At 60.6% G+C, this 22,575-nt stretch carries 22 protein-coding genes, 4 tRNA genes and 1 riboswitch; of the genes, 14 read left to right on the top strand and 12 right to left on the bottom strand.

Going from position 1 to position 22,575, the window contains the following annotated elements:
• Window positions 1–177: 177 nt before the first annotated feature.
• Both BFL40_RS24525 and BFL40_RS24520 read left to right on the top strand, forming a co-directional pair.
• Window positions 178–411, top strand: coding sequence for a hypothetical protein (locus tag BFL40_RS24525; RefSeq protein WP_071486347.1), 234 nt, complete (start codon window positions 178–180; stop codon window positions 409–411).
• Window positions 412–520: 109 nt separating this feature from the next.
• Window positions 521–820, top strand: a complete 300-nt coding sequence (locus tag BFL40_RS24520; RefSeq protein ID WP_071486346.1) for a 7(1) septoil knot domain-containing protein — start codon at window positions 521–523, stop codon at window positions 818–820.
• Window positions 821–884: 64 nt separating this feature from the next.
• Here the strand turns inward: BFL40_RS24520 and BFL40_RS24515 are convergent, their stop codons facing one another.
• Window positions 885–1,124 (bottom strand): DUF6124 family protein, encoded by a 240-nt coding sequence (locus tag BFL40_RS24515; RefSeq protein ID WP_071486345.1) that lies wholly within the window; start codon window positions 1,122–1,124, stop codon window positions 885–887.
• Between the two features lie 441 nt (window positions 1,125–1,565).
• Between BFL40_RS24515 and BFL40_RS24510 the strand changes: the two genes are divergently transcribed.
• Entirely contained in the window at window positions 1,566–2,141 is a 576-nt protein-coding gene (locus tag BFL40_RS24510; RefSeq protein ID WP_071486344.1) for a nucleotidyltransferase family protein, read from the top strand.
• Here the strand turns inward: BFL40_RS24510 and chrA are convergent.
• The 6 genes from chrA to BFL40_RS24480 all read right to left on the bottom strand — a co-directional run bounded on the left by chrA (window position 2,128) and on the right by BFL40_RS24480 (window position 7,886).
• Window positions 2,128–3,339: a chromate efflux transporter gene (gene chrA / locus BFL40_RS24505; protein WP_071486343.1), complete on the bottom strand. Its 1,212-nt coding sequence runs from the start codon at window positions 3,337–3,339 to the stop codon at window positions 2,128–2,130. The two genes, BFL40_RS24510 and chrA, sit on opposite strands and share 14 nt — an antisense overlap.
• A gap of 83 nt (window positions 3,340–3,422) precedes the next feature.
• The gene (locus BFL40_RS24500) at window positions 3,423–3,821 is read right to left on the bottom strand and encodes a hypothetical protein (protein ID WP_071486342.1); all 399 of its coding nucleotides are present in this window, start codon (window positions 3,819–3,821) and stop codon (window positions 3,423–3,425) included.
• 420 nt (window positions 3,822–4,241) lie between these two features.
• A complete protein-coding gene (locus BFL40_RS24495) occupies window positions 4,242–5,006 on the bottom strand; it encodes an ABC transporter ATP-binding protein (RefSeq protein WP_071486341.1) in 765 nt (254 codons plus the stop codon).
• Window positions 5,003–6,007: a FecCD family ABC transporter permease gene (locus tag BFL40_RS24490; protein WP_071486340.1), complete on the bottom strand. Its 1,005-nt coding sequence runs from the start codon at window positions 6,005–6,007 to the stop codon at window positions 5,003–5,005. Before BFL40_RS24490 ends, BFL40_RS24495 begins: the two co-directional genes overlap by 4 nt.
• Window positions 6,004–7,014, bottom strand: a complete 1,011-nt coding sequence (locus tag BFL40_RS24485; RefSeq protein ID WP_071486339.1) for an ABC transporter substrate-binding protein — start codon at window positions 7,012–7,014, stop codon at window positions 6,004–6,006. The genes BFL40_RS24490 and BFL40_RS24485 overlap by 4 nt, the downstream gene beginning before the upstream one ends.
• A 116-nt stretch (window positions 7,015–7,130) precedes the next feature.
• A riboswitch (cobalamin riboswitch) is annotated at window positions 7,131–7,324 on the bottom strand.
• Window position 7,325: 1 nt separating this feature from the next.
• On the bottom strand, window positions 7,326–7,886 hold the full coding sequence (locus BFL40_RS24480; protein WP_071486338.1) for a hypothetical protein: 561 nt from the start codon (window positions 7,884–7,886) through the stop codon (window positions 7,326–7,328).
• Between the two features lie 86 nt (window positions 7,887–7,972).
• Between BFL40_RS24480 and BFL40_RS24475 the strand changes: the two genes are divergently transcribed.
• Together BFL40_RS24475 and BFL40_RS24470 are read left to right on the top strand one after the other, a co-directional pair.
• Window positions 7,973–9,013 carry a hypothetical protein gene (locus BFL40_RS24475; protein WP_071486337.1) on the top strand — a complete coding sequence of 347 codons (1,041 nt, stop codon included), beginning with the start codon at window positions 7,973–7,975 and terminating at the stop codon, window positions 9,011–9,013.
• A gap of 29 nt (window positions 9,014–9,042) precedes the next feature.
• The gene (locus BFL40_RS24470) at window positions 9,043–9,672 is read left to right on the top strand and encodes a hypothetical protein (RefSeq protein ID WP_071486336.1); all 630 of its coding nucleotides are present in this window, start codon (window positions 9,043–9,045) and stop codon (window positions 9,670–9,672) included.
• Window positions 9,673–9,714: 42 nt separating this feature from the next.
• On the opposite strand, the gene BFL40_RS24465 is transcribed toward BFL40_RS24470, so the two are convergent.
• Window positions 9,715–11,106 (bottom strand): aldehyde dehydrogenase family protein, encoded by a 1,392-nt coding sequence (locus BFL40_RS24465; RefSeq protein WP_071486335.1) that lies wholly within the window; start codon window positions 11,104–11,106, stop codon window positions 9,715–9,717.
• Window positions 11,107–11,210: 104 nt separating this feature from the next.
• Between BFL40_RS24465 and ptrR the strand changes: the two genes are divergently transcribed.
• Window positions 11,211–12,083, top strand: a complete 873-nt coding sequence (gene ptrR, locus BFL40_RS24460) for a putrescine utilization regulator PtrR (protein WP_071486334.1) — start codon at window positions 11,211–11,213, stop codon at window positions 12,081–12,083.
• Window positions 12,084–12,182: 99 nt separating this feature from the next.
• Here the strand turns inward: ptrR and BFL40_RS24455 are convergent, their stop codons facing one another.
• Both BFL40_RS24455 and BFL40_RS24450 read right to left on the bottom strand, forming a co-directional pair.
• On the bottom strand, window positions 12,183–12,392 hold the full coding sequence (locus BFL40_RS24455) for a hypothetical protein (protein ID WP_071486333.1): 210 nt from the start codon (window positions 12,390–12,392) through the stop codon (window positions 12,183–12,185).
• 99 nt (window positions 12,393–12,491) lie between these two features.
• On the bottom strand, window positions 12,492–13,688 hold the full coding sequence (locus tag BFL40_RS24450; protein ID WP_071486332.1) for an amino acid aminotransferase: 1,197 nt from the start codon (window positions 13,686–13,688) through the stop codon (window positions 12,492–12,494).
• A 343-nt stretch (window positions 13,689–14,031) separates the two neighbouring features.
• Between BFL40_RS24450 and uvrB the strand changes: the two genes are divergently transcribed.
• Window positions 14,032–16,047, top strand: coding sequence for an excinuclease ABC subunit UvrB (gene uvrB / locus BFL40_RS24445; RefSeq protein WP_071486331.1), 2,016 nt, complete (start codon window positions 14,032–14,034; stop codon window positions 16,045–16,047).
• Between the two features lie 42 nt (window positions 16,048–16,089).
• Here the strand turns inward: uvrB and BFL40_RS24440 are convergent, their stop codons facing one another.
• Window positions 16,090–17,640 carry an MDR family MFS transporter gene (locus BFL40_RS24440; protein ID WP_071486330.1) on the bottom strand — a complete coding sequence of 517 codons (1,551 nt, stop codon included), beginning with the start codon at window positions 17,638–17,640 and terminating at the stop codon, window positions 16,090–16,092.
• The gene (locus BFL40_RS24435) at window positions 17,630–18,676 is read right to left on the bottom strand and encodes an HlyD family secretion protein (protein WP_071486329.1); all 1,047 of its coding nucleotides are present in this window, start codon (window positions 18,674–18,676) and stop codon (window positions 17,630–17,632) included. The genes BFL40_RS24440 and BFL40_RS24435 overlap by 11 nt, the downstream gene beginning before the upstream one ends.
• Before the next feature lie 184 nt (window positions 18,677–18,860).
• Here BFL40_RS24435 and gltX point away from each other — a divergent pair, with 184 nt between their 5' ends.
• The 7 genes from gltX to BFL40_RS24400 all read left to right on the top strand — a co-directional run bounded on the left by gltX (window position 18,861) and on the right by BFL40_RS24400 (window position 22,570).
• Window positions 18,861–20,342 (top strand): glutamate--tRNA ligase, encoded by a 1,482-nt coding sequence (gene gltX, locus BFL40_RS24430; RefSeq protein ID WP_071486328.1) that lies wholly within the window; start codon window positions 18,861–18,863, stop codon window positions 20,340–20,342.
• Between the two features lie 147 nt (window positions 20,343–20,489).
• A tRNA-Ala gene (locus BFL40_RS24425) sits at window positions 20,490–20,565 on the top strand.
• Window positions 20,566–20,643: 78 nt separating this feature from the next.
• Window positions 20,644–20,719: transfer RNA gene (locus tag BFL40_RS24420), tRNA-Glu, on the top strand.
• A gap of 50 nt (window positions 20,720–20,769) precedes the next feature.
• Window positions 20,770–20,845: transfer RNA gene (locus BFL40_RS24415), tRNA-Ala, on the top strand.
• 78 nt (window positions 20,846–20,923) lie between these two features.
• Window positions 20,924–20,999, top strand: a tRNA-Glu gene (locus BFL40_RS24410).
• Between the two features lie 183 nt (window positions 21,000–21,182).
• Entirely contained in the window at window positions 21,183–21,722 is a 540-nt protein-coding gene (locus BFL40_RS24405; protein WP_071486327.1) for a TetR/AcrR family transcriptional regulator, read from the top strand.
• Window positions 21,723–21,736: 14 nt separating this feature from the next.
• Window positions 21,737–22,570, top strand: a complete 834-nt coding sequence (locus BFL40_RS24400; protein ID WP_071486326.1) for an alpha/beta hydrolase — start codon at window positions 21,737–21,739, stop codon at window positions 22,568–22,570.
• Window positions 22,571–22,575: the final 5 nt, after the last annotated feature.

Raw genomic sequence — 22,575 nt, 5'->3', positions numbered from 1 at the left:
CCTGGGAGGCGTAAATCGTTTTTTGAGGTAGGGGCTTCTTTAGGGGTGACCTTACATAAATAATCGGGTCGTCCGCTCTTGCCCGAAAGCAGCCCCTTTCATTCCAAACAGGTCTACTATGCCAACCCCGGCAGTGGTTCCACGCGCTACCGACCTCCATTCTCCAAGGTATCGCCAATGTCCATCGACCAAATCTCCCTCCCCAAAGGCGTAGGCCCTCACGCTTCCAAGCTCCTCGACGCTATCACCGGCGCCGCCACCCATGAAGAACTCAACCGCGCGGGCGGCAAGGCTGAGGGTTTTGTGTTGGGGCTGGAGTCCACCAAAGCCATCAAAAGCCAAATCGCCGAGTCGTTGTATGTGGCTTACGACGATGCGGCGACTAATCGGGCTGGTGAGTTGAAGGGCTGATAGTCGGCGAGTGCAGGGCGATATTGCGGCGCCTTTCGTATAAGTCTTCGGACAGTGCGCGCGCAGGTCGTTAGACTGGGCGCCTTGCATTTCTCAGGATGAGGCTTTCATGTTTAAAGTTGCTCTCGCGTCACTGCTGCTGACCTGCACCTTCTGCGCTTCGGCGGATACGAGTGTTGATGTCTCGAAGATCTACGGCAAGATCAAGTTTGTCAGTAGCTTCCCCGACTATAAGGTCAAAGTGGTGAACAGCTTTCCCGACCTCAAGGTGAAGCAGGTCGACAGTTTTCCCGACTCGGTCGGTAAATGGAAAACCGTCGATAGTTTCCCCGACTACAAGATTCAGATTGTCGACTCCTTTCCCGACTTCACCATTAAGTATGTTGACGCCTTCCCAGGGGTTAATTGATAGCAGCGCTATCACCGGCGCTGCCGCCCACGGGTCCTCAAAAGCCAAATCGGGCTGGTGAATATCAGCCAGGGCAGGGTGCTTCGCGGTCGAGGAGTTTGGCCGTCATGAGCACGCCCAGTTCGCTCAGTTGGTGGATGGCCAGGGCGATGTCGCGGTGTTTGCCGCTGAGGTCTTCGGACAGGTCGAGCAGCAGGGTGCTGACGGAGGTGAAGGTTTCGTAGCTGTTGGTGATCAGGGTTTCGGTGCTGGCGTCTTGGATGACGCAGAAGAGAGCGGTTGAATCCGGTGTGACGTTGTACATATAGATATCCTGGATTAGGCCGCCACCTCGCCGCTACTAAACGGAATGGGTGGCAGCTGTGCGCAGGTTAGTAGACCGGTGGATATCTAAAGCCGGCGCGCCCGAAGGCGCCCTACGCACAGCCACCATCAAGCACAGACGCAATGTCTGATTGATGAAGCTCATGCACTTATAGATACCCAGCTCAGGCTACTAAACCCGATCACTGAGAGATTCAGCGACCGAGCAACCTTAGAGACGGCCACCCCAGCGCACAAGCCGGCGGATTCTGACGTAAGCGTAGGCAATGGAGCAAGGTGACGACGTTTTGTTGCGCACTTCAAAGCCTTTGCCTACGCCACTCGTCCCGTTCCTGGAAAAAAACGCGGCCCTTCACAAAACCGTCCCCCGCGCTGTTGTAAAGTCGGCCTTTGGATCAGGCCCGATTACCCAGGATTAAACATGACATTGACCGTCGAAACCTTTCTCAAGCTGGCCATGGCCAACCCCATCAACGCCGAAATCACCGCGCGCCTGCCGGCTCTCGGTTTAGACCAATGTTTTCTGACGGCGGGGTGTCTGTTCCAGGCGGTGTGGAATCATCAGTCGCACCGGCCTGCCGCGCATGAGGTGAAGGACTATGACGTGTTTTACTTCGACACGGACCTGTCCTGGGAAGCGGAAGACGAGGTCATCCGCGCGGCTCAGCACCTGTTCCAGGACCTGGGCGTTAACGTTGAGGTGAGGAACCAAGCGCGTGTGCATCTTTGGTACGGGCAGCGGTTTGGTCGGCCCTATGCCCAGTTGCATTCGGCCAAACAGGGGATTGATCGTTACCTGGTGGCGGGCACCTGCATTGGGCTGGAGGTTGAAACGGGCGAGGTGTATGCGCCGTTCGGTTTGGCGGATGTGGAGCAGGGTGTGCTTCGGATTAACCCGAATCACCGGGAGCCTGAGTTGTTTGATCGCAAGGCACGCAGTTATCAGGCGCGCTGGCCTTGGCTCAGGATCGTGGTGCCCGAACTCATCCCACTGTAAGACTTAATAACCACCCAAGTCCGCCGCTTCCTACCACCACCAGCCATGGCGGCAGCTTCCAGAACATCAAGGCCGCCAGGGCGATGAGTGCCAGGGCGAAGTCGTACGCGGTGAAAATCGCGCTGGTCCACACTGGCTGATACAACGCGGCCAACAACAACCCCACCACCGCCGCATTCACTCCGGCCAGCGCGGCCTGTGTGCGTGGGCTGCGGCGCAGGCTGTCCCAGAACGGCAAGGCGCCGAAGATCAGTAGAAACGACGGGGCGAAGAGCGCCAGCAGGCAGATAACGCCACCTATCCAGCCCGACGGGGCTTGGTTCATCGAGGCGCCGAGGAAGGCGGCGAAGGTGAAGAGGGGGCCGGGCACGGCTTGTGCGGCGCCGTAGCCGGCGAGGAACACGTCATTGCTCACCCACTGTGGCGGCACCACTTCGGCCTGCAGCAGGGGCAGCACCACGTGGCCGCCGCCGAACACCAGCGCACCGCTGCGGTAGAAGGCGTCCACCACGGCCAGGGTGTGGTGGGGCATCCATTGCGCCAGAGTCGGCAGGCCCACCAGCAACAGCAAAAACAGTACTAACCACATCGCCCCGGCACGCCGGCTGATGGGGATAGGCAGCGGGTCGTGCTCGGTATTCGGCTCGGGTTTGAACAGCAGCAGGCCGGCGATCCCGGCAGCGGCAATCACACCGATTTGGCCCCCGGCGGAGGGTTCCAGCAGCGCCATGCACGCGGCGATCAGCATCAGTGTCACGCGCGCGATGCCACGGCACAGGTTGCGTGCCATGCCCCAAACGGCTTGGGCGACGACGGCCACGGCGACGATTTTAAGGCCATGCAGCGCGCCGGCGGGGACGGCGGCACCGTAGTGGGAAAGGCCCAACGCAAACAGAATCAGGGCAATGGCCGAGGGCAACGTAAACCCGGCCCAGGCGGCAGCGGCCCCCCCGTAACCTGCGCGTGACATCCCCAGGGCGATGCCGACTTGGCTGCTGGCAGGGCCGGGGAGAAATTGGCACAACGCGACCAATTCCACGTAACTGCGCTCGCTCAGCCAGCGCCGCCGTGTGACGAACTCCTCGCGAAAGTAACTCAGGTGCGCAATCGGGCCGCCGAAAGAGGTCAGGCCAAGGCGCAGGAAAATAAGGAAAACCGCCCATGGGCTGCTACGGTGATCAGCAAGGGTGTTGGCCAAGTTCGGGCTCTCTGGTTTGGGTGTAACGGCGCTGCGTGGAGGCACCTTGGCGTATAGCCGGAAGTGGATAACGCAGCGGGCGCTCAAGTCGGGTCTGGAGGGCTAGCGGCCAAAGCCTGCCAGGCATGGCCAAGCTGCACCAGTTTGTTCACGGAGAACGGCACAGACGTGAATCTAATGGACAGCGGCGTCATAACGAGTATGCGCAGGTTGATCTCGTCGGTTTTTTTGCTGTTTACAAACCATAGCCGGTACCACGCATAGCTTAGTGGCTTCCATTTCACGACCTGTGAGGGCGCCGGGGCGGCAAAAAAGGCGGACACCTTGGCAGCGTCCGCGCCTTTCACCTTGAGGTGAAAGTTGCCGGTACTGCCTTGCTCGATCGTCAGGTAAAAATCCTGCTTTTTGAATTGAAGGCATAGATAAACGGACCGCCAACCGTTGTCATGGCAGGCGCTGAACAAGGCTGGTGTGGTTAGCATTTCTGCGATCTTGTATGGCTAAGGTGCTATGAGGTTTAGCTCAGGGTGCAGGGCTTTGCACTGAATATGGGCTTACGCTCGGTGTATTTTCCATAAGATGTTTAGACGCGTGTGTGGGTTTATTCCAAGTCACTTCAGCGACATCTCTATCGACAATGCCGCCGCCTTCGCAGCCTCGCTAAAGCTCGACAACTCCTACATTGGATCTTCATCGCTGGCTAGCGGGCGCCCGGCGCGATGGGCCTGCCTATAGAGATTTTTCAAGCACCGCAGATCCCCCCTGTGGGAGCCGTCGAGCTTTAGCGAGGCCGCGAAAGCGGTGGGTCAGGCGATATCTCTATCGGCAGTGCCGCCGTCTTCGCGGCCTCGCTAAAGCTCGACGGCTCCCACATTAGAACTGTGTTGTTTCGAAGTAAGCCGTCAGTTAGAGCGCAACCGCAGTATCTGCGCCCCATCAAACGGGTCCGTCAGATAGTGCGCCTGCACCCCAAAGGTCTCCTGCAACCGTTGCGGCGTCAGCACTTCCAGCGGCTTGCCGAGCGCCACCAATCGCCCGCGATCCAGCACGGCCAAGCGGTCACAGGTCAGCGCTTGGTTAAGGTCATGCAGGGCAATCAAGGTGGTCACGGGCAGCGCCTGCACGCCTTTCAAAATCGCCAGTTGATGCTGGATATCCAGGTGATTGGTCGGCTCATCCAGCAACAAAATCTGCGGCCGTTGTGCCAGCGCGCGGGCGATGTGCACGCGTTGGCGCTCGCCGCCGGACAGGCTGCGCCAGGCGCGTTTGCTCAGGTGGGTGGCGTCTACATCCTGCAGCGCCTGGCGCACGATGGCGTCGTCTTCGCTGGACCACGGGCTCAGCGCCGACAGCCACGGCGTGCGGCCCAGGGCTACGGCGTCGAACACACGGATGGCGTCGTCGGTGTCGGCCTGTTGTTCCACCACCGCCAATTGTTGCGCGATGGTGCGACGGGACAGCTCGCCCAGGCGTTGGCCGCCCAGCCGTACTTCGCCTGACGCAGGCGTGCGCAAACCCGAGAGCAGTTTGAGCAGCGTGGATTTGCCTGAGCCGTTCGGCCCGACAATCCCCAAGGTTTCCCCCACTTGAATGTCCAAGTGAATATCGCGCAGCAACTCAGCCTCACGCACCTTGAAGCCCAGGCCGGTGCAACTCAGCACACTCATCGGGCGTTCCTCCGGCCAATCAAAATCAACGCAAATACCGGCGCGCCGACCAATGCGGTGACCACGCCCACCGGAATAACCTGGCCCTTGATCAAGGTGCGCGACAGCACATCGGCGGCGATCAAAAACAACGCGCCACCCAAGGCGCTGGCCGGCAGCAATCGCGAATGACCGGTGCCCAGCAGCAGGCGCACGGCATGCGGAATGACCAGGCCGACAAAGCCGATAGAGCCGACAATCGACACCATCACCGCCGTGACCAGCGCGGCGCAGCCCACCAGCACAAACTGCACGCGGCGCACCGGGATGCCCAGCGAGGCGGCCGAGTCTGTACCGAAGGTGAACGCATCCAGCGCGCGACGGTGCCACAGGCAGACGGCCAAGCCTGCGACCGCCACCGGCACCGCCAGCCATACCGACGGCCAGCGCACGCCGCTGAGGTTGCCCAGCAGCCAGAACATGATGCCGCGCGCCTGTTCGGAGCTGGCCGACTTGGTGATCAGGAACGCGGTGAGGGCGTTGAACAACTGAGAGCCGGCGATGCCCGCGAGGATGATCTGCCCGGTGCCGCTGGACGAGCCGCTGGCGCGCGCCAGCAGAATCACCAGGGCAAACGCCGCCATCGCGCCGACAAATGCGCCTGCCGACAGCGAGATCAAACCACCGCCCACGCCGATCAGCGCGACGAGTACCGCACCGGTTGAGGCGCCGGCGCTGATGCCCAGCAGGTAAGGATCGGCCAATGGGTTACGCAGCAACGACTGCAAAATCACCCCGCAGGTGGCCAGCCCTGCACCGCACGCAGCGGCGACCAACGCGCGGGTCAGGCGGTAGTTCCACACCACGCCTTCGTCGATCGGGTCCAGCACATAACCCGCTGCCCACAGTTTGTTGGCGAGCACCTGCAACACCACCTGCGGCGAGATGGCGGTTTCGCCGATGGCCACGCCAGCGAGTACGGCAACCAGTAGCAGCGTCAGGGCAAGTAGGGTTCGCATCATTTCGGCAGGTCGTAGCCGTCGATGGCGCTGGCCAGTTGTTCAAGGCCATCGAACATGCGCACGCTGGCCTGCAGCGCCAGGGCGTCGAGGATGATGATGCGGTTGTTTTTCACGGCGTCCATGTTGCGGGTCACCGGGTCGCTGCGCAGGAAGGCGAGTTTCTTTTCATGGTCGTCGGCCGGGTAGCGGCGGCGGTCCATGCGCGCGATCACCAAAAACGTCGGGTTGGCCTTGGCGATGGTTTCCCAGCCGACGGCGGGCCACTCTTCATCGGACTGCACCACGTTGTGCAGGCCCAGGGTTTGCAGCATGAATTCGGGAATGCCCTTGTGGCCGGCCACATACGGGTCGCTGGCCATCTCGGCGCTGGAGAACCACACCAGCGCGCTGGCTTGCTTGAGGCCTTTGCTCTGCACGGTGGCGACGGAGTTGGCCAGGCGTGCCTTGAGCTCGTCGTTCAGTTGCTGGCCGCGATCCTGTACGTCGAAAATCTCGGCCAGTTGGCTGATGCTCTTGTAAATGGTCTCGATGCGGAACGGCTCCAGCCGCGTGCCGTCGGCGCCCACCAGGTTGTCCTTGCCTTCGCAGTCGGAGGGCAGCAGGTAGGTGGGAATCTTCAGTTCGTGAAACTGCTCGCGAGTACCGACCACGCCTTGCGGGCCGACCACCCATTCAAGCTCGGCGGCCACCAGTTGCGGGCGCTTGGCGATGACGGCTTCGAAGCTAGGCTCGTTGTTGGCCAGGCGCTCGATTGTGTCGTTTTGCGCCTTGAACTGCGGCAATACGTTGTTGAACCACAGTGAGGTGCCGACCACTTTATCGCCCACACCCAGGGCGTAGAGCATTTCGGTAGCGGCCTGGCCGATGGTCACGCTGCGCGCGGGGGCCTGTTGGAAGCTGAGGCTGCTGCCGCAGTTTTCGAGGGTCAGCGGGTAATGAGTCGGCGTCGCTTGGGCCAGGGCACAGAAACCCAGGCCGGTGATCAGGGCGGTAACGCGTGGCAGCATGGGGCAATCTCCGGGTGAACCGTACGTGAAGCAGGGGAGGTACGGCGCGGAAATACACCCTCGAACGCTGCCGGTCTGGCAGGGCACGGATGTCCTTCCCGGACACCCCGCCGGTTAGTGAATGTGCTGGGCCGGCAGGTCTCCTGACTGATGCGTCGTCGCCATGCTCCGGCCTTCCCGGACGTGGTCCAGTGGCAGTGGGGAGCAGGCTCAGCACCTACAGTTGCGGGGGCAGTTCCGATTGGCGCGGTGTACCGCGCTTCGGATTCCCTATTAGTCCCGTTTGGGAACCGGCGCGGTATGGTAAGCGATTAACGCGTCGACATCACGGCCGGTTTGACCGGCAGTTCGGAGAATTGCGGGTGTTGCTTCACGAAGGTGCGCACCGACTGCTCTTGCCTGTCCACCACGCACACGCCAATGCTGGGATAGTCGACCGTACAGGTGGCCAACGCCAGAACCCCGCAGTTCTTCACGCCATAGAGGGCGGCCGGGTGTGCCGCGAGCGGGCAGCCGTAGGTCATCTCGCCCAGGTAGTTGATCTGGCCTTTGGTTACGGTAAAGCGCAGGGGTTTGGAGTAGGGGCCCATGACTCCGCGACGCGAGCCCAGGTCGGTCATTTCATAGGTGCCGGCGGGTAACCAGGCCGAGTAATAGTCCTTGGGCCCCCAGCCGTATTCCTTGCCGGTGTCTACGTCACGAAAGCTCAGCCAGGTGCCGTAGGGGCCGCCATCGACCAAGGCGCCCAGGACAATCCCGGCGTTTTCTACCGAGTAGACTTTCGAGTCCAACGCCATTTCCGGAGGCAATGATGAGCAACCACTCACCAAGGCTGTGACGGCAATCACACATAGCTGACTTACCTTAAACATTCAGTCCTCATTCTATCGAAACAAAAGGTAACTTTCCCATTATGATGGGCGATTGGCCACTACTGCGTTAAGGATGACAGCTTTCCATGAATAAGTTTTTTGCGGGTCGTGCATTCGGTGCGGCCGCTTTCGCATTGATGTTGAGTGGTTGCAGTGTCTCGGGATCTTACCCCGATGCCACCGAGCCGGACGCCGCCAAGCTGCGTTTCATCAGCGACCTGAGCAGTGCCACGCTGAGCGTGCTGGACGAGGAGCATTGCGGTGGCCAGACCACGGGCATCCTCAATAACCTGTTCCTCGCCAACACCCGCAGGCGGGCGGACATGTCGATGCCGCCGCTCTCCGAGAAAAATCCTTATCTGGAAATCCGGCTGCCTCCCAACAAAGCGTTGTTGCTGCACTTGAACACCCAAGGCACAGGTTCTGTGTGTGGCATGGCCTTTACCTTCACACCGCAAAGTGGCGCGGAATATGAGTTGACCTTCAACCAGGCCGGCCGCCAATGCATGACCACGCTCAAGCGCCTGCACACCGTGCAGGGTCAGGTGGCGCGTACGCCCGTGCCGTTGGTGAATAAAGGCATACCCAGTTGTATGGGCACCAACGCGCTGTTCCCGGTGCCCCCCAAAGGCCTGCCCGCCACACCTGAGCGTGATGCCCTGGCCGAGCAGATTATTTCGCAGAGCATCGTCGCGGACATGAAACCCGTGATCACGCCTGCGAACGAAGGCGCGCGGGCCGAGGCAGCCGAGTTGGTGGTTAGCAAGCGTAAGGAGCAGGTGAACCTGGATCTGCCGGATGCCTACTGGGCGCAATACCGCCAGAACGTCGTGACTTACCTGGTGCAGGCAAGTGGCGTAAAGGCCAAGGCGCTTGAGCAGTACAAGGTTGAATACCGTGCGCGTCTCTCTCGCATGGACACGCCAACGATCAAAACGCTGGTGCCCGATACCCCGGCGACCGATGTCACCCAGGCGTTGGCGCTCAACAGTTCGATGCTGCTGGCCTACCACCGGCTCAGTGAACAATTGGAAAAGGAAGCAGCGGCAGAGAATTGGGCGCACATGGCTGAACTGGATAAGCGTTATGGCGTGTGCGAACGGTATGCACAGTGCTGGCAAAATTAAAACGAGAATGGATTAATCAGGGAGAATTTATGCGATTGAGTCATGCATTGGCGTTGGCCCCACTGACCGCTGTGCTACTGCTTTCGGGGTGTGCGCAATCCATTGCGCCGTCTGCACCGGTTGCGCCGTTGAAGCTTGAAGCGTTGGGCCAGGCCCTGCCGTCGAGCCCTGCGCGCGAGGGCTGGATCGATCAGATCATCAATCAGGACCCGGCGGTGGTTTCATCGCTCAAACCCGTGTTGCAACCCACAGTGAGCAATGACGAACGAATCGCCCGGTTGCGCAAGCAGGATGGCGGCGTGTTGCCGGATGCATACTGGGCGCTCTACAAGCAAAACCTGGAGGCGATGCAGTACGACTTGAATCACCGGCACGACGCAGCGCGCGAGCAGTACACGCGGACCTATCGGGATGAGTTGAGCCGTTTGAGTGATTCGACCCTGCAGGCGATGGCCACCACCCCTCAGGGGGTGGATGCCAATACCCGACGCCAGCTGAGTGCGCGGATGAGCGACCGCACGGCGACGTACTTGATGACCAGCGAGCAGTCATTCAAGGACGCCACGGATGCGCACCTGAACCGCATGGCGCTGATGGACCGGCAGTACAACGTGTGCGCACGCAAGCCCGATTGTTGGGATGCGCCGGTCAAGAAGTGATCGTGTGACCTTTCGCCCTCGCCGGCGGTGTGGTGGTTGACGTTATTTTCGATCCAGCCACACCGTCTGCGCATTGCAGAATTCGCGCACACCAAAGTGCGACAACTCCCGACCGAATCCGCTCTTCTTCACGCCACCAAACGCCACCCGAGGGTCTGACACACTGAAGGCGTTGACGAAGATCCCACCGGTTTCCAGCTGATTGGCGATATCACGCGCTTTCGCCGAGTCAGTCGTGAAGATGCTGGCGGTCAGGCCGAACTCGCTGTCGTTGGCCAGGGCCACAGCGTGGTCGGCGTCGCGGGCGGTGATGATCGAGGCTACCGGGCCGAACAGTTCCTGTTTGAACGAGGTCATCTGGTCGGTGACGTCTGCCAGCACGGTCGGCTCGTAGTAGTTACCGGCGCCGGGTACTTTGTTGCCGCCCAGCAGCAGGGTCGCGCCTTCTTCCAGGGTGGCCTGGACCTGGCCGTGCAGTTCGTCACGCAGGTCGAAACGGGCCATCGGGCCGATGTAGGTGGCGGTCGACGTCGGGTCGCCCATGACCAAGGCACGGCTGGCTTCGAGGAATTTGGCGGTGAAGGCTTCTGCTACACCGGCTTCGACGATCAAGCGCTTGGCGGCGGCGCAGACCTGGCCGCTGTTCTGGAAGCGGCCGATCAATGCGGCCTGGACGGCGGCGTCGAGGTCGGCATCGTTGAGCACGATAAACGGGTCGGAGCCGCCGAGTTCCAGCACACATTTCTTCAGTGCAGCACCGGCCTGGGAGCCGATGGCAATACCGGCGCGTACGCTGCCGGTAAGGGTGACGGCGGCGATGCGTGGGTCGGCAATGGCTTTGGATACACCATCGGTGGTCACGTTGATCACCTCGAACAGGCCTTCAGCGAAACCGGCTTTTTTAAAGGCTTGCTGGATCAGGTAGGCGCTGCCCATGACGTTCGGTGCGTGTTTGAGCACGTAGGTGTTGCCGGCGAGCATCGTCGGCACGGCGCCGCGCAGCACTTGCCACACCGGGAAGTTCCACGGCATCACCGCGAGAATCGGGCCCAGTGGGCGGTATTCGATGTGGGCGGTGCCGTTGTCCACCAGCGTCGGTTCCGGGGCGAGCATGGCCGGGCCGTGGGCGGCGTACCATTCGCTGAGTTGGGCGCACTTTTCGATCTCGGCACGGGCCTGGGTGATGGGTTTGCCCATTTCCAGGGTGATCATTTGCGCCATATCTTCGGCCTGATCACGCAGTGCGCCGGCCAGGGCCAGCAGCAACTCGGCACGCTGGCTGACCGGCTGGCGACGCCAGGTGCGGAAGGCGCCGGTGGCGCGGTTGAGGGCGGCGTCCAGCTGCGACTCGGTTTCGTACGGGTAGCTGCCGACCGTTTCGCCGTTGGCGGGGTTGATCGACAGGGCGTGAGAGGTGTGAGTGATCGCGTTCATGGCACCGTCCTGCGTAGGAGTTGGGATGGAGGCCAGCGTACGGGGCTATCTCTTTTCTGGAAACTGAATAATATTAAGCAATACATTCACGATTGGAGAATGACTTGGACCTGGTGCAGCTGGAAATCTTCAAGGCCGTTGCCGAGCAAGGCAGCATCAGCGCCGCCGCACAGCTGATTCATCGAGTGCCGTCGAACCTGACCACGCGCATCAAGCAACTGGAGCAGGACCTGGGCGTTGAGTTGTTTATCCGCGAGAAGAGCCGATTACGCCTGTCACCGGCCGGGTGGAATTTTCTCGGTTATGCACGGCGCATCCTCGACTTGGTGCAGGAAGCCCGTGCGACGGTGGCGGGGGAGGAGCCCCAGGGCGCATTTGCCCTGGGTTCGTTGGAGAGCACGGCGGCGGTGCGGATTCCGGCGTTACTCGCGGCCTATAACCAGAAGCACACCAAGGTCGAACTGGACCTGAGCACCGGGCCATCGGGCACGATGATCGAGGGGGTACTGTCGGGGCGGCTGACGGCAGCGTTTGTCGATGGGCCGGTGTTGCATGCCACGCTGGAAGGGGTGGCAGTGTTTGAAGAAGAGATGGTGGTGATTGCGCCGCTGCATCATGCGCCGATTACCCGGGGACAGGATGTCGCGGGGGAGAACATCTATACCTTTCGCTCGAACTGCTCGTACCGCCATCACTTTGAACGTTGGTTCTCACAGGATGGCGCTGTGCCGGGCAAGATCTTCGAGATGGAGTCTTACCACGGCATGCTCGCCTGTATCAGCGCCGGGGCGGGCTTGGCGTTGATGCCGCGCAGTATGCTGGAAAGCATGCCGGGGTTTACGGCGGTGAGTGTGTGGCCGTTGACGGATAACTTCAGGATTTTGCACACCTGGCTGATCTGGCGGCGGGGGACGGTGTCGCAGAGCTTGAACAGTTTTGTGAAGTTGCTGGAAGAGCGAGGTCTGACGCTGGCGTAGCAGCTGTCGAGCCCCAGCGAGGCTGCGTGGCGGTGTATCAGAAAAAATGCGGTGCAGCCTACGTAGCCTCGCTGGGGCTCGACAACTGCTACGAGAGGGTTAGCCGCCAAATTGCAGGGTGCCCATGGCCAACTTCGTCATCAGTGCCGTCGCGCCCAGTTGCACCAGCCACAGCGCCAAGCCGCCGAGGAACACACCGAGCGCCACTTGCAGCACCAGGCTTTTCTGGCGTTTAGCTTGCGGCGCGCGCGGGGTGTAGTCGTCCAGTTCGTCGCGGTCGGCGCGCAGGTCCAGGTCGTCGTTTCTCATAAGGCTCTCACAGCAAAGGGGCAGTCGGCGTTCAGTCTAGTGTGTTCGTAAATAAAAAGGGGAAGCCATTGGCTTCCCCTTCTTCACATCAGCAAAGGTTTACAACACCTGAACAATCGCCTTGGTCACCGCACCAATGTTCGACTGGTTCAGCGCTGCCACGCAGATACGCCCGGTATCCAGCGCGTAGATACCAAACTCAGTGCGCAGACGAGTGACTTGCTCAACGGTCAGGCCGGAGTAGGAGAACATCCCACGCTGGCGACCGACGAAGCTGAAGTCATGGCCTGGAGCAGCCTTGGCCAGTTCGGCGACCATCTGCTCGCGCATGCCACGGATGCGCAGGCGCATTTCGGCCAGTTCGGCTTCCCACTGGGCGCGCAGCTCAGGGTTGTTCAGCACTGCAGCAACGATCGCCGCGCCATGGGTTGGCGGGTTGGAGTAGTTGGTGCGGATCACACGCTTGACCTGGGACAGGATGCGCGCGCTTTCTTCCTTGGATTCGCCAACGATCGACAGTGCGCCCACGCGTTCGCCGTACAGCGAGAACGACTTGGAGAACGAGCTGGACACAAAGAAGGTCAGGCCGGATTCAGCGAACAGGCGCACGGCGGCGGCGTCTTCGTGAATGCCGTCGCCAAAGCCCTGGTAGGCCATGTCGAGGAACGGCACCAGGTTCTTGGCCTTGACCACGTCCAGCACGTTCTGCCAGTCGGCCGGGCTCAGGTCGACGCCGGTCGGGTTGTGGCAGCAGGCGTGCAGCACCACGATGGACTGTGGTGGCAGGGCATTGAGGTCTTCGAGCAGACCGGCACGGTTCACGTCGTGGGTAGCGGCGTCGTAGTAGCGGTAGTTCTGCACCGGGAAACCGGCGGTTTCGAACAGCGCGCGGTGGTTTTCCCAGCTTGGGTCGCTGATCGCAACGACAGCGTTCGGCAGCAGTTGCTTGAGGAAGTCAGCGCCGATCTTCAGGGCGCCCGTGCCGCCGACCGCTTGTACGGTGGTGATGCGGCCAGCCGCCAGCAACGGCGACTCAGCCCCGAACAGCAGGGTTTGCACGGCCTTGTCGTACGCCGCGATGCCATCGATCGGCAAGTAGCCACGGGCGGCGTGTTGCGCCACGCGAATGGCTTCCGCTTCGGCAACGGCACGCAAGAGTGGAATCTTCCCCTCCTCGTTGCAGTAAACGCCCACGCCAAGGTTGACCTTGGTGGTTCGTGTATCGGCGTTGAATGCTTCGTTGAGGCCCAGGATTGGATCGCGTGGTGCCATTTCGACAGCGGAGAACAGGCTCATTTTGCGGCAGCTCTATGGGGGGAGTGGAGGGACGTGTCGCGCTCCAGCCGAATGCACTAGAGCGGTGCACAAACGGGGAGCTAGTATAGAGGCCATCACCGCTTGAGGCGACAACCGAAACGGCTTTTCGGCCAAGTTTTTCGGTTTATTTGCTGACCGTTAGTCTTATTGCAACATTGATCCTAGACGTCGGGTAGGACGATTGCCTTGAAACCCGTCACATTCGGCACCACTTCTACGGCTATCATGGTTTTTTCCTGCAACCTGCGATGACTATTCGCGGGTTGCTGAGCTTTTTCGTCCCTGGCGGTATCGAGTCTGGGGTGACTTCACGAGGTACGTTATGTCGGATTTCCAGCTCGTCACCCGCTTTGAACCCGCCGGCGATCAACCCGAAGCCATTCGCCAGTTGGTCGAAGGCATCGACGCCGGCCTGGCGCACCAGACGCTGCTCGGGGTGACCGGTTCAGGCAAGACCTTCAGCATCGCCAACGTGATTGCACAGACCAATCGCCCGACGCTGGTGCTGGCGCCGAACAAGACCTTGGCCGCGCAGTTGTACGGCGAGTTCAAGGCCTTCTTCCCGAACAACGCGGTGGAGTACTTCGTTTCCTACTACGACTACTACCAACCCGAAGCCTATGTGCCGTCCTCCGATACCTTTATCGAGAAGGACGCCTCGATCAACGACCACATCGAACAGATGCGGCTGTCGGCAACCAAGGCGTTGTTGGAGCGCAAGGACGCGATCATCGTCACCACGGTGTCGTGCATCTATGGCCTGGGCAGCCCGGAAACCTATTTGAAGATGGTGCTGCACGTCGACCGGGGCGACAAACTCGACCAGCGCGAGCTGCTGCGTCGCCTGACGAGCTTGCAATACACCCGCAACGACATGGACTTCGCCCGCGCCACCTTCCGTGTGCGTGGCGATGTGATCGACATCTACCCGGCCGAATCCGACCTGGAAGCAATCCGCATCGAGCTGTTCGACGATGAAGTCGAGAGCCTGTCGGCCTTCGACCCGTTGACCGGCGAGGTGATCCGCAAGCTGCCGCGCTTCACCTTCTACCCGAAAAGCCACTACGTGACCCCGCGCGAAACCCTGATGGGTGCCATCGAGGGCATCAAGGTCGAGCTGGTGGAGCGCTTGGAATACCTGCGCTCCAACAACAAGCTGGTAGAAGCCCAGCGTTTGGAGCAGCGCACGCGCTTCGACCTCGAGATGATCCTGGAGCTGGGCTACTGCAACGGCATCGAAAACTACTCGCGCTACCTGTCGGGCCGTGAATCCGGGCAGGCGCCACCCACACTGTTTGATTACTTGCCGGACGACGCCCTGTTGGTGATCGACGAATCCCACGTCAGCGTGCCGCAGGTCGGCGCGATGTATAAAGGTGACCGTTCGCGTAAAGAAACGTTGGTGGAATACGGTTTCCGCCTGCCGTCAGCGCTGGATAACCGGCCGATGCGTTTCGACGAGTTCGAAGGGATCAGCCCACAGACGATTTTTGTTTCAGCCACGCCGGGTAACTACGAGGCCGAACATGCAGGACGCGTGGTTGAGCAACTGGTTCGCCCGACCGGCCTTGTGGACCCGCAAATCGAAATTCGCCCGGCACTGACGCAGGTCGATGACTTGCTGTCGGAGATCGGCAAGCGTGTGGCGTTGGAGGAGCGGGTGCTGGTCACCACGCTGACCAAGCGCATGTCTGAAGACTTGACCGATTACCTGGCCGACCACGGCGTGCGTGTGCGCTACCTGCACTCGGACATCGACACTGTGGAGCGCGTGGAGATCATCCGTGACCTGCGCCTGGGCACCTTTGATGTGCTGGTGGGGATCAACCTGCTGCGAGAAGGTTTGGATATGCCGGAGGTGTCGCTGGTGGCGATTCTGGATGCCGACAAGGAGGGCTTCCTGCGCTCCGAGCGTTCGCTGATCCAGACCATCGGCCGTGCCGCGCGGAACCTCAATGGTCGCGCGATTCTCTACGCGGACCGCATCACCGGCTCCATGGAGCGCGCGATTGGCGAGACCGAGCGCCGGCGTGACAAACAGATTGCGTTTAACCTGGCCAATGGCATTACGCCCAAGGGCGTGTTCAAGGACGTCGCCGACATCATGGAAGGCGCCACTGTGCCGGGCTCGCGCAGCAAGAAGCGCAAGGGCATGGCCAAGGCCGCCGAGGAAAGCGCCAAGTACGAAAACGAACTGCGCTCGCCGAGTGAGATCACCAAGCGGATTCGGCAGTTGGAAGAGAAGATGTACCAGTTGGCGCGGGATCTTGAGTTTGAAGCGGCAGCGCAGACGCGCGATGAGATCGGCAAGTTGCGCGAGCGGTTGCTGGCTGTCTGATTTTTCGGTGACGGTACTGGCCTCATCGCAGGCCAGTACCGTCTAGTGACTCTCCCCAGCCTTAAGCCCCGCCGGCAACGCCTTGGTCAACAGGATCGCTAACATACTGATCCCCAGCGCCAACCCCACAAAATGAAACGCATCGTTGTAGGCCATGATCTGTGCCTGCTGATGGACAATCTCACTGAGCTTGCCCAGCGCCGCCGTTTCATTGCCGAACTTCTCGGTTAACGTTGCGAGTCTCTCCGCCACCTGCGGATTGCTCGGCACAATCGCCTCGCGCAGATAATCAAAGTAGGTTTTGGTCCGCGCATCCAGCAAGGTCGCCAGCAGCGCAATCCCAATGGCGCCACCCAGGTTACGCAGGATATTGAACAGGCTCGACGCCGATCCAGCGTCCTGGGGCAGGATATAGGCGGTGGCGATCAACGAGATGGTCACCATGATCAGCGGTTGCCCGAGGGCGCGGATGATCTGGATTTGATTGAACTGGCTGCCGGCGAAGTCCGGGTTGAGCACCCCCGAGGAAAAACTCGCCAGGCCGAACAGGCCGAATCCTAAGGTGCACAGCCATTTTGGCGACACGTACTTCATCAATTTGGGCACCAGCGGAATCAGAAACAGCTGCGGCACGCCCATCCACATGATCACTTCGCCGATCTGCAGCGCGTTGTAGTTCTGGATCTGCGCCAGGTACAGCGGTAGCAGATAGATCGAGCCATACAGGCCCACGCCCATCCCCAGGCTGGAAATGCTCGACAGGCCAAAGTTGCGGTTGGAGAGAATGCGCAGGTTGATCAACGGATTGGGCTTGGACATCTGCACGATCACAAAGGTGATCAGGCTCAACAGGGCGATGCTGCCCAAGCTGACAATCAGGGTCGACTCCAGCCAGTCTTTGCGATGGCCTTCCTCAAGAAACACCTGCAAACACCCAAGGCCCACGGCCATGGTGACGATGCCGAGGTAATCGGTGCTTTTCAGCAACTCCCAGTGCGGGGCTTTTTTCTCCAGGCCATACAGCAGCCCGGCGATCATGATCAGCCCCGGCGGTACGTTGATGTAGAAAATGTATTCCCAGCCCCAGTTTTCAGTGAGCCAGCCGCCAATGGTCGGGCCGATGGAGGGGGCGAAGGTGGCGGTCATGGCGAACATGGCCATGCCTTTGGCGCGGTGGTGTTCGGGCAGTTTGATCAGGGTGAGGGTGAACGCGAGTGGGATCAGCGCGCCGCCGGTAAAACCTTGCAGGGCGCGGAACACGATCATGCTTTCCAGGCTCCAGGCCATGGAGCACATCAGCGAGGCGATCAGGAAGCCTGTCGACACCCACACCGCCAGCCGCCGTGCCGAGAGCAACTGCACCAGCCAGGCGGTGAGGGGGATCATGATGATTTCGGCGACAAGGTAGGAGGTGGAAATCCACGAGCCTTCCTCCAGGGTGGCTGACAGCGCGCCCTGGATGTCCTTGAGGGACGAGTTGGTGATCTGGATGTCGAGCACCGCCATGAAGGCGCCGAGCATCACGCTCATCACTGCGATCCAGTCGCGTCGGGTCGGTTCGCCGACGGGACGTACCAGTTGATCACCGGTCATCGGGCTGGTCTTTGATGTTCACTTTGACGGTCACGGACATGCCGGGGCGGATCTTGCCCTTCAGCGGGTTGTCCGCCGCGAAGGTGAGTTTTACCGGAATGCGTTGTACGACTTTGGTGAAGTTGCCCGTGGCATTGTCCGGCGGTAGCAGGCTGAACTGCGCACCGGACGCGGCGAACAAACTGTCGACCCGCGCTTCAATAGGGGTGTCGCCGTAAGCGTCGAAGGTCAGCTCGGCCTTTTGCCCAGGCTGCATGTGGCCGATCTGGGTTTCCTTGAAGTTGGCCTGGATCCAGATGTCCTGGTCGGGGACGATCGACAGCAGGTAGGCGCCGGCCTGTACATATTGGCCATTGCGCGCCGCACGCTGGCCCACCAGGCCGCTGATGGGGGCGTGGATTTCGCTGCGGGTGAGGTTGAGTTCGGCCTGGGCCAAGTCGGTCTTGGCGTTGGCGATCAACGCGTCGAGGCGTTTGATCTCGGCATTCAGGGCGTTGACCTGCTGGCGCTGGCCCTGCAGGTCGGCCTGGGCCATGGTGACTTGGGAGCGGGCGATGTGGTTGTCGGCGGAGAGGGTGGTCACCCGTTCTTCCGAGACATAACCGGGCTTGCGCAGGGTTTGCGCGCGGGACAAGTCGATCTGCGAACGGCCCAGGCTGGCCTGGCTGGACGAAACCTTGGCCTCACCGGCGGCGATCAGACTGGCCTGTTGGGTGAGTTTGCTCGTGGCTTGGGTGCGTTCGGCCTCGCGCATGGCCAGGGCGGCATTGGCGCGGTCCACGGCGAGGTGGAAGTCGTCGCCTTCGAGCTTCACCAGTAACTGGCCTTTTTGCACATGTTCGTTGTCACCGACCATTACTTCCACGATGCGCGCGCCCAGTTGGCTGGACACGCGGGTGATCTCACCCTGCACGTAGGCGTTGTCGGTGCTTTCGTAAAAGCGGCCCTTGAAGAACCATTGGGCGAAGAAACCCAGGGCGATCAGGATCACGATAAACACGAAGATAAACAGGCGGCGTTTCAGTGGGGCAGGCATGAGCACGGTGTCTGTAACAAGAGGTAATGGAATATAACCACCCCAGCATCTGGCAAATAGCCACGGCACGCCTTCAGACCGAAGCTTGGCCTATATGCCCTTCTGCTGGAGCGCAGGTGCCTGGGGCTGTTACCATTCGCCCCTTGTTTCAATTTTCAGCTTTATCGCCCATTCGAGACCTGCCATGACCACCGTCCGCACGCGCATTGCGCCATCGCCTACTGGGGATCCCCACGTCGGCACTGCCTACATCGCCCTGTTCAACTACTGCTTTGCCAAGCAGCACGGCGGTGAATTCATCCTGCGGATCGAAGACACCGACCAAGTGCGTTCGACCCGTGAGTCGGAACAGCAGATTTTCGATGCCTTGCGCTGGCTGGGCATTACCTGGGCGGAAGGCCCGGACGTCGGTGGTCCGCACGGCCCGTATCGCCAGAGCGAGCGCAGCGACATCTACAAGCAGTACACCCAGCAGTTGGTCGACATGGGCCATGCGTTCCCATGCTTCTGCACCGCTGAAGAATTGGACCAGATGCGCGCCGAGCAACAGGCCCGTGGCGAAACCCCACGCTACGACGGCCGTGCGCTGCTGCTGTCCAAAGAAGAAGTGGCCCAACGCCTGGCCGCCGGCGAGCCTCATGTCATTCGCATGAAGGTGCCGAGCGAAGGCGTATGCGTGGTGCCGGACATGCTGCGCGGTGACGTCGAGATCCCGTGGGACCGCATGGACATGCAAGTGCTGATGAAGACCGACGGCCTGCCGACGTACTTCCTGGCCAACGTGGTCGACGATCACTTGATGGGCATCACCCACGTGTTGCGCGGTGAAGAATGGTTGCCGTCGGCGCCAAAACTGATCCTGCTGTACGAATACTTCGGCTGGGAACAACCGCAGTTGTGCTATATGCCGCTGCTGCGTAACCCGGACAAGAGCAAGCTGTCCAAGCGCAAGAACCCGACGTCGGTAACGTTCTACGAGCGCATGGGCTTCATGCCGGAAGCGATGCTCAACTACTTGGGCCGTATGGGCTGGTCGATGCCGGACGAGCGCGAGAAGTTCTCGCTGCAGGAAATGGTCGATAACTTTGATCTGTCCCGCGTGTCCCTGGGCGGGCCGATCTTCGATATCGAGAAGCTGTCGTGGCTCAACGGCCAGTGGTTGCGTGACCTGCCGGTGGAAGAGTTCGCCAGCCGTGTGCAGCAATGGGCGTTGAACCCTGAGTACATGATGAAGATCGCACCGCTGGTGCAGGGCAGGGTGGAGACGTTCAGCCAGGTCGCACCGTTGGCCAGTTTCTTCTTCGCCGGTGGCGTGAACCCGGATGCCAAGCTGTTTGAGTCCAAGAAGCTCTCGGGCGATCAGGTCCGTCAGTTGATGCAGTTGATCCTGTGGAAGCTCGAAAGCCTGCGTCAGTGGGAGAAGGATGCGATCACCGCGACGATCCAGGCGGTGGTTGAGTCCCTTGAGCTGAAATTGCGTGATGCCATGCCGCTGATGTTTGCTGCGATCACCGGGCACGCCAGTTCGGTGTCGGTACTCGATGCGATGGAAATTCTCGGCCCGGACCTCACGCGTTTCCGTCTGCGCCAAGCCCTTGATTTGCTTGGTGGTGTGTCGAAGAAAGAAAACAAAGAGTGGGAAAAGCTGTTGGGCGCTATCGGCTGAGCAACTGGTTGAAATGGCCAAACCCCGGTTTTCCGGGGTTTGGACGGTAAGTGATTGTTATCCCGGCAAAAAACTTTGGAAATTGTTGAAAATAAATTTGACACACTTCCAAACCGCCATTAAGATTCGCCCCGTCCTCACCGATGAGGGGCTATAGCTCAGCTGGGAGAGCGCTTGCATGGCATGCAAGAGGTCAACGGTTCGATCCCGTTTAGCTCCACCAATTTACAGGTTCAAGGTCTGGCCACACCGTCCTTGAATTGATCAGAACTCAGCTCTGATCGGTTGTACAGAAGGTTTTGTCCCCTTCGTCTAGTGGCCTAGGACACCGCCCTTTCACGGCGGTAACAGGGGTTCGAGTCCCCTAGGGGACGCCAGTTTCAACAAGCAGTTCGAAAGGTCTGCTGCGCCGCGAGGCGAAAAATCCGGGGCTATAGCTCAGCTGGGAGAGCGCTTGCATGGCATGCAAGAGGTCAACGGTTCGATCCCGTTTAGCTCCACCAATTTACACGCTCAAGGTCTGGCCACACCGTCCTTGAGCTGATCAGACTCAGCCTGATCATGTTGTATAGAAGGTTTGTGTCCCCTTCGTCTAGTGGCCTAGGACACCGCCCTTTCACGGCGGTAACAGGGGTTCGAGTCCCCTAGGGGACGCCACGATTACCCGCTCTGCGGGATTTTTAAGGGTCATTCAATTATTGAATGGCCCTTTTGTTTGTCTGGCGTTTGGCCAATCCTTTTCTCATCTTCCTGGATTCTCTTCTGACCAATGGTCGTGCCACTCGCTTGCCAAATATTATTATGGTAATAATATTCAACCCATGAGAGAGGGAGGCAACGATGAGTGATAAAAAAGCGCAAACCCGTGAACGTATTCTGCAGGCTGCCAGCGCGGCGCTGATCCAGCGTGGCCCGGCCGAGCCGAGTGTCGGCGAAGTCATGGGGGCGGCAGGGCTCACGGTCGGCGGTTTCTACGCGCACTTTGAAAGCAAGGACGCGCTGATGCTGGAGGCCTTCACCCAGTTATTGGCCCGGCGCCGCGCGTCGATTGACGATATGGATACGCAACTGACCGGCGAGGAGCGCAGAGCCCTGGTGGCGGCGTTCTATCTGTCGCGTAAACACCGTGACTCAACAGCCCAGGCCTGCCCGATACCGGCGACCGTGGGCGAGATGAGCCGCCTGCCGGATGTCTTTCGCGAGGCCTTGAACGAGCACGTAGAGCTGATGGCCGCCCAACTGGCCGCGACTCCCGAAGACACCGACAAGGCCTTGGCGGACATGGCGCTGATGGTTGGTGGCCTGGCCTTGGCTCGTGCCCTTGGCCCGGGCGAGTTGTCCGACCGTGTACTACGCGCAGCCAAGTCGGCGGTGCGCTGAAGAGGAATCGCATGATGGGCGCATTAACTTGGATTCGTGGCTTCAATGGCACTGTCGGTCGCCTGGCTCCGCACACGGTGGCCAGCAAGATGCGTCGCACCTTCATGACCCCTCGGGACCTGCCGCCGCGTGATTGGGAGTTACCACTGCTGGCGCAATCGGAGCGCATCACCTTGCGCTTCGGTCTGTCTGCACTGCGTTGGGGGCAAGGGCCTGCGGTCTTGCTGATGCATGGTTGGGAAGGGCGCCCCACGCAGTTTGCCAGCCTGATCACGGCGTTGGTCGATAATGGTTATTCGGTGATTGCCTTGGACGGTCCGGCTCATGGCCGTTCGCCGGGGCGTGAGGCGCATGTGTTGCTGTTCGCTCGGGCCATGCTCGAAGCCGCTGCTGAGCTGCCGCCGCTGCACGCAGTGGTCGGTCACTCCATGGGCGGCGCCAGTGCGATGCTGGCGGTGCAGTTGGGGCTGCGCACGCAAGCGTTGGTAAGCATTGCCGCGCCGTCACGTTTCCTTGATGTGCTGCGCGGTTTCGCGGGCATGGTCGGCTTGCCGCCGCGTGCGCGCTCCGCGTTTATTCAGGAGGTTGAGCTGACCTTCGGGATGCCGCTCAAGCATTTGGACGTCGCTCATTATCAGATGAACATTCCTGGGCTGATCGTGCACGCCGAAGACGATACATTCGTTCCGGTCAAAGCCTCCCAGCAAATCCACGACACCTGGTTCGACAGCCGCCTGCTGCGCCTGGAGCAGGGTGGCCACCAGAAGGTGCTGGCCGATCCCCGGGTGATCGACGCCGTGCTGGCCCTGCTGGCCGGCCGCCGTTTACAGGAGCGGCAAACCGCCTGATACAC

Origin of the sequence: Pseudomonas costantinii (genome assembly GCF_001870435.1) — a bacterium.
In the GTDB taxonomy this organism is placed as follows: domain Bacteria; phylum Pseudomonadota; class Gammaproteobacteria; order Pseudomonadales; family Pseudomonadaceae; genus Aquipseudomonas; species Aquipseudomonas costantinii.
The sequence above is the reverse complement of the archived record's forward strand: the minus strand, read 5'-3'. Positions and strand labels throughout refer to the sequence as shown.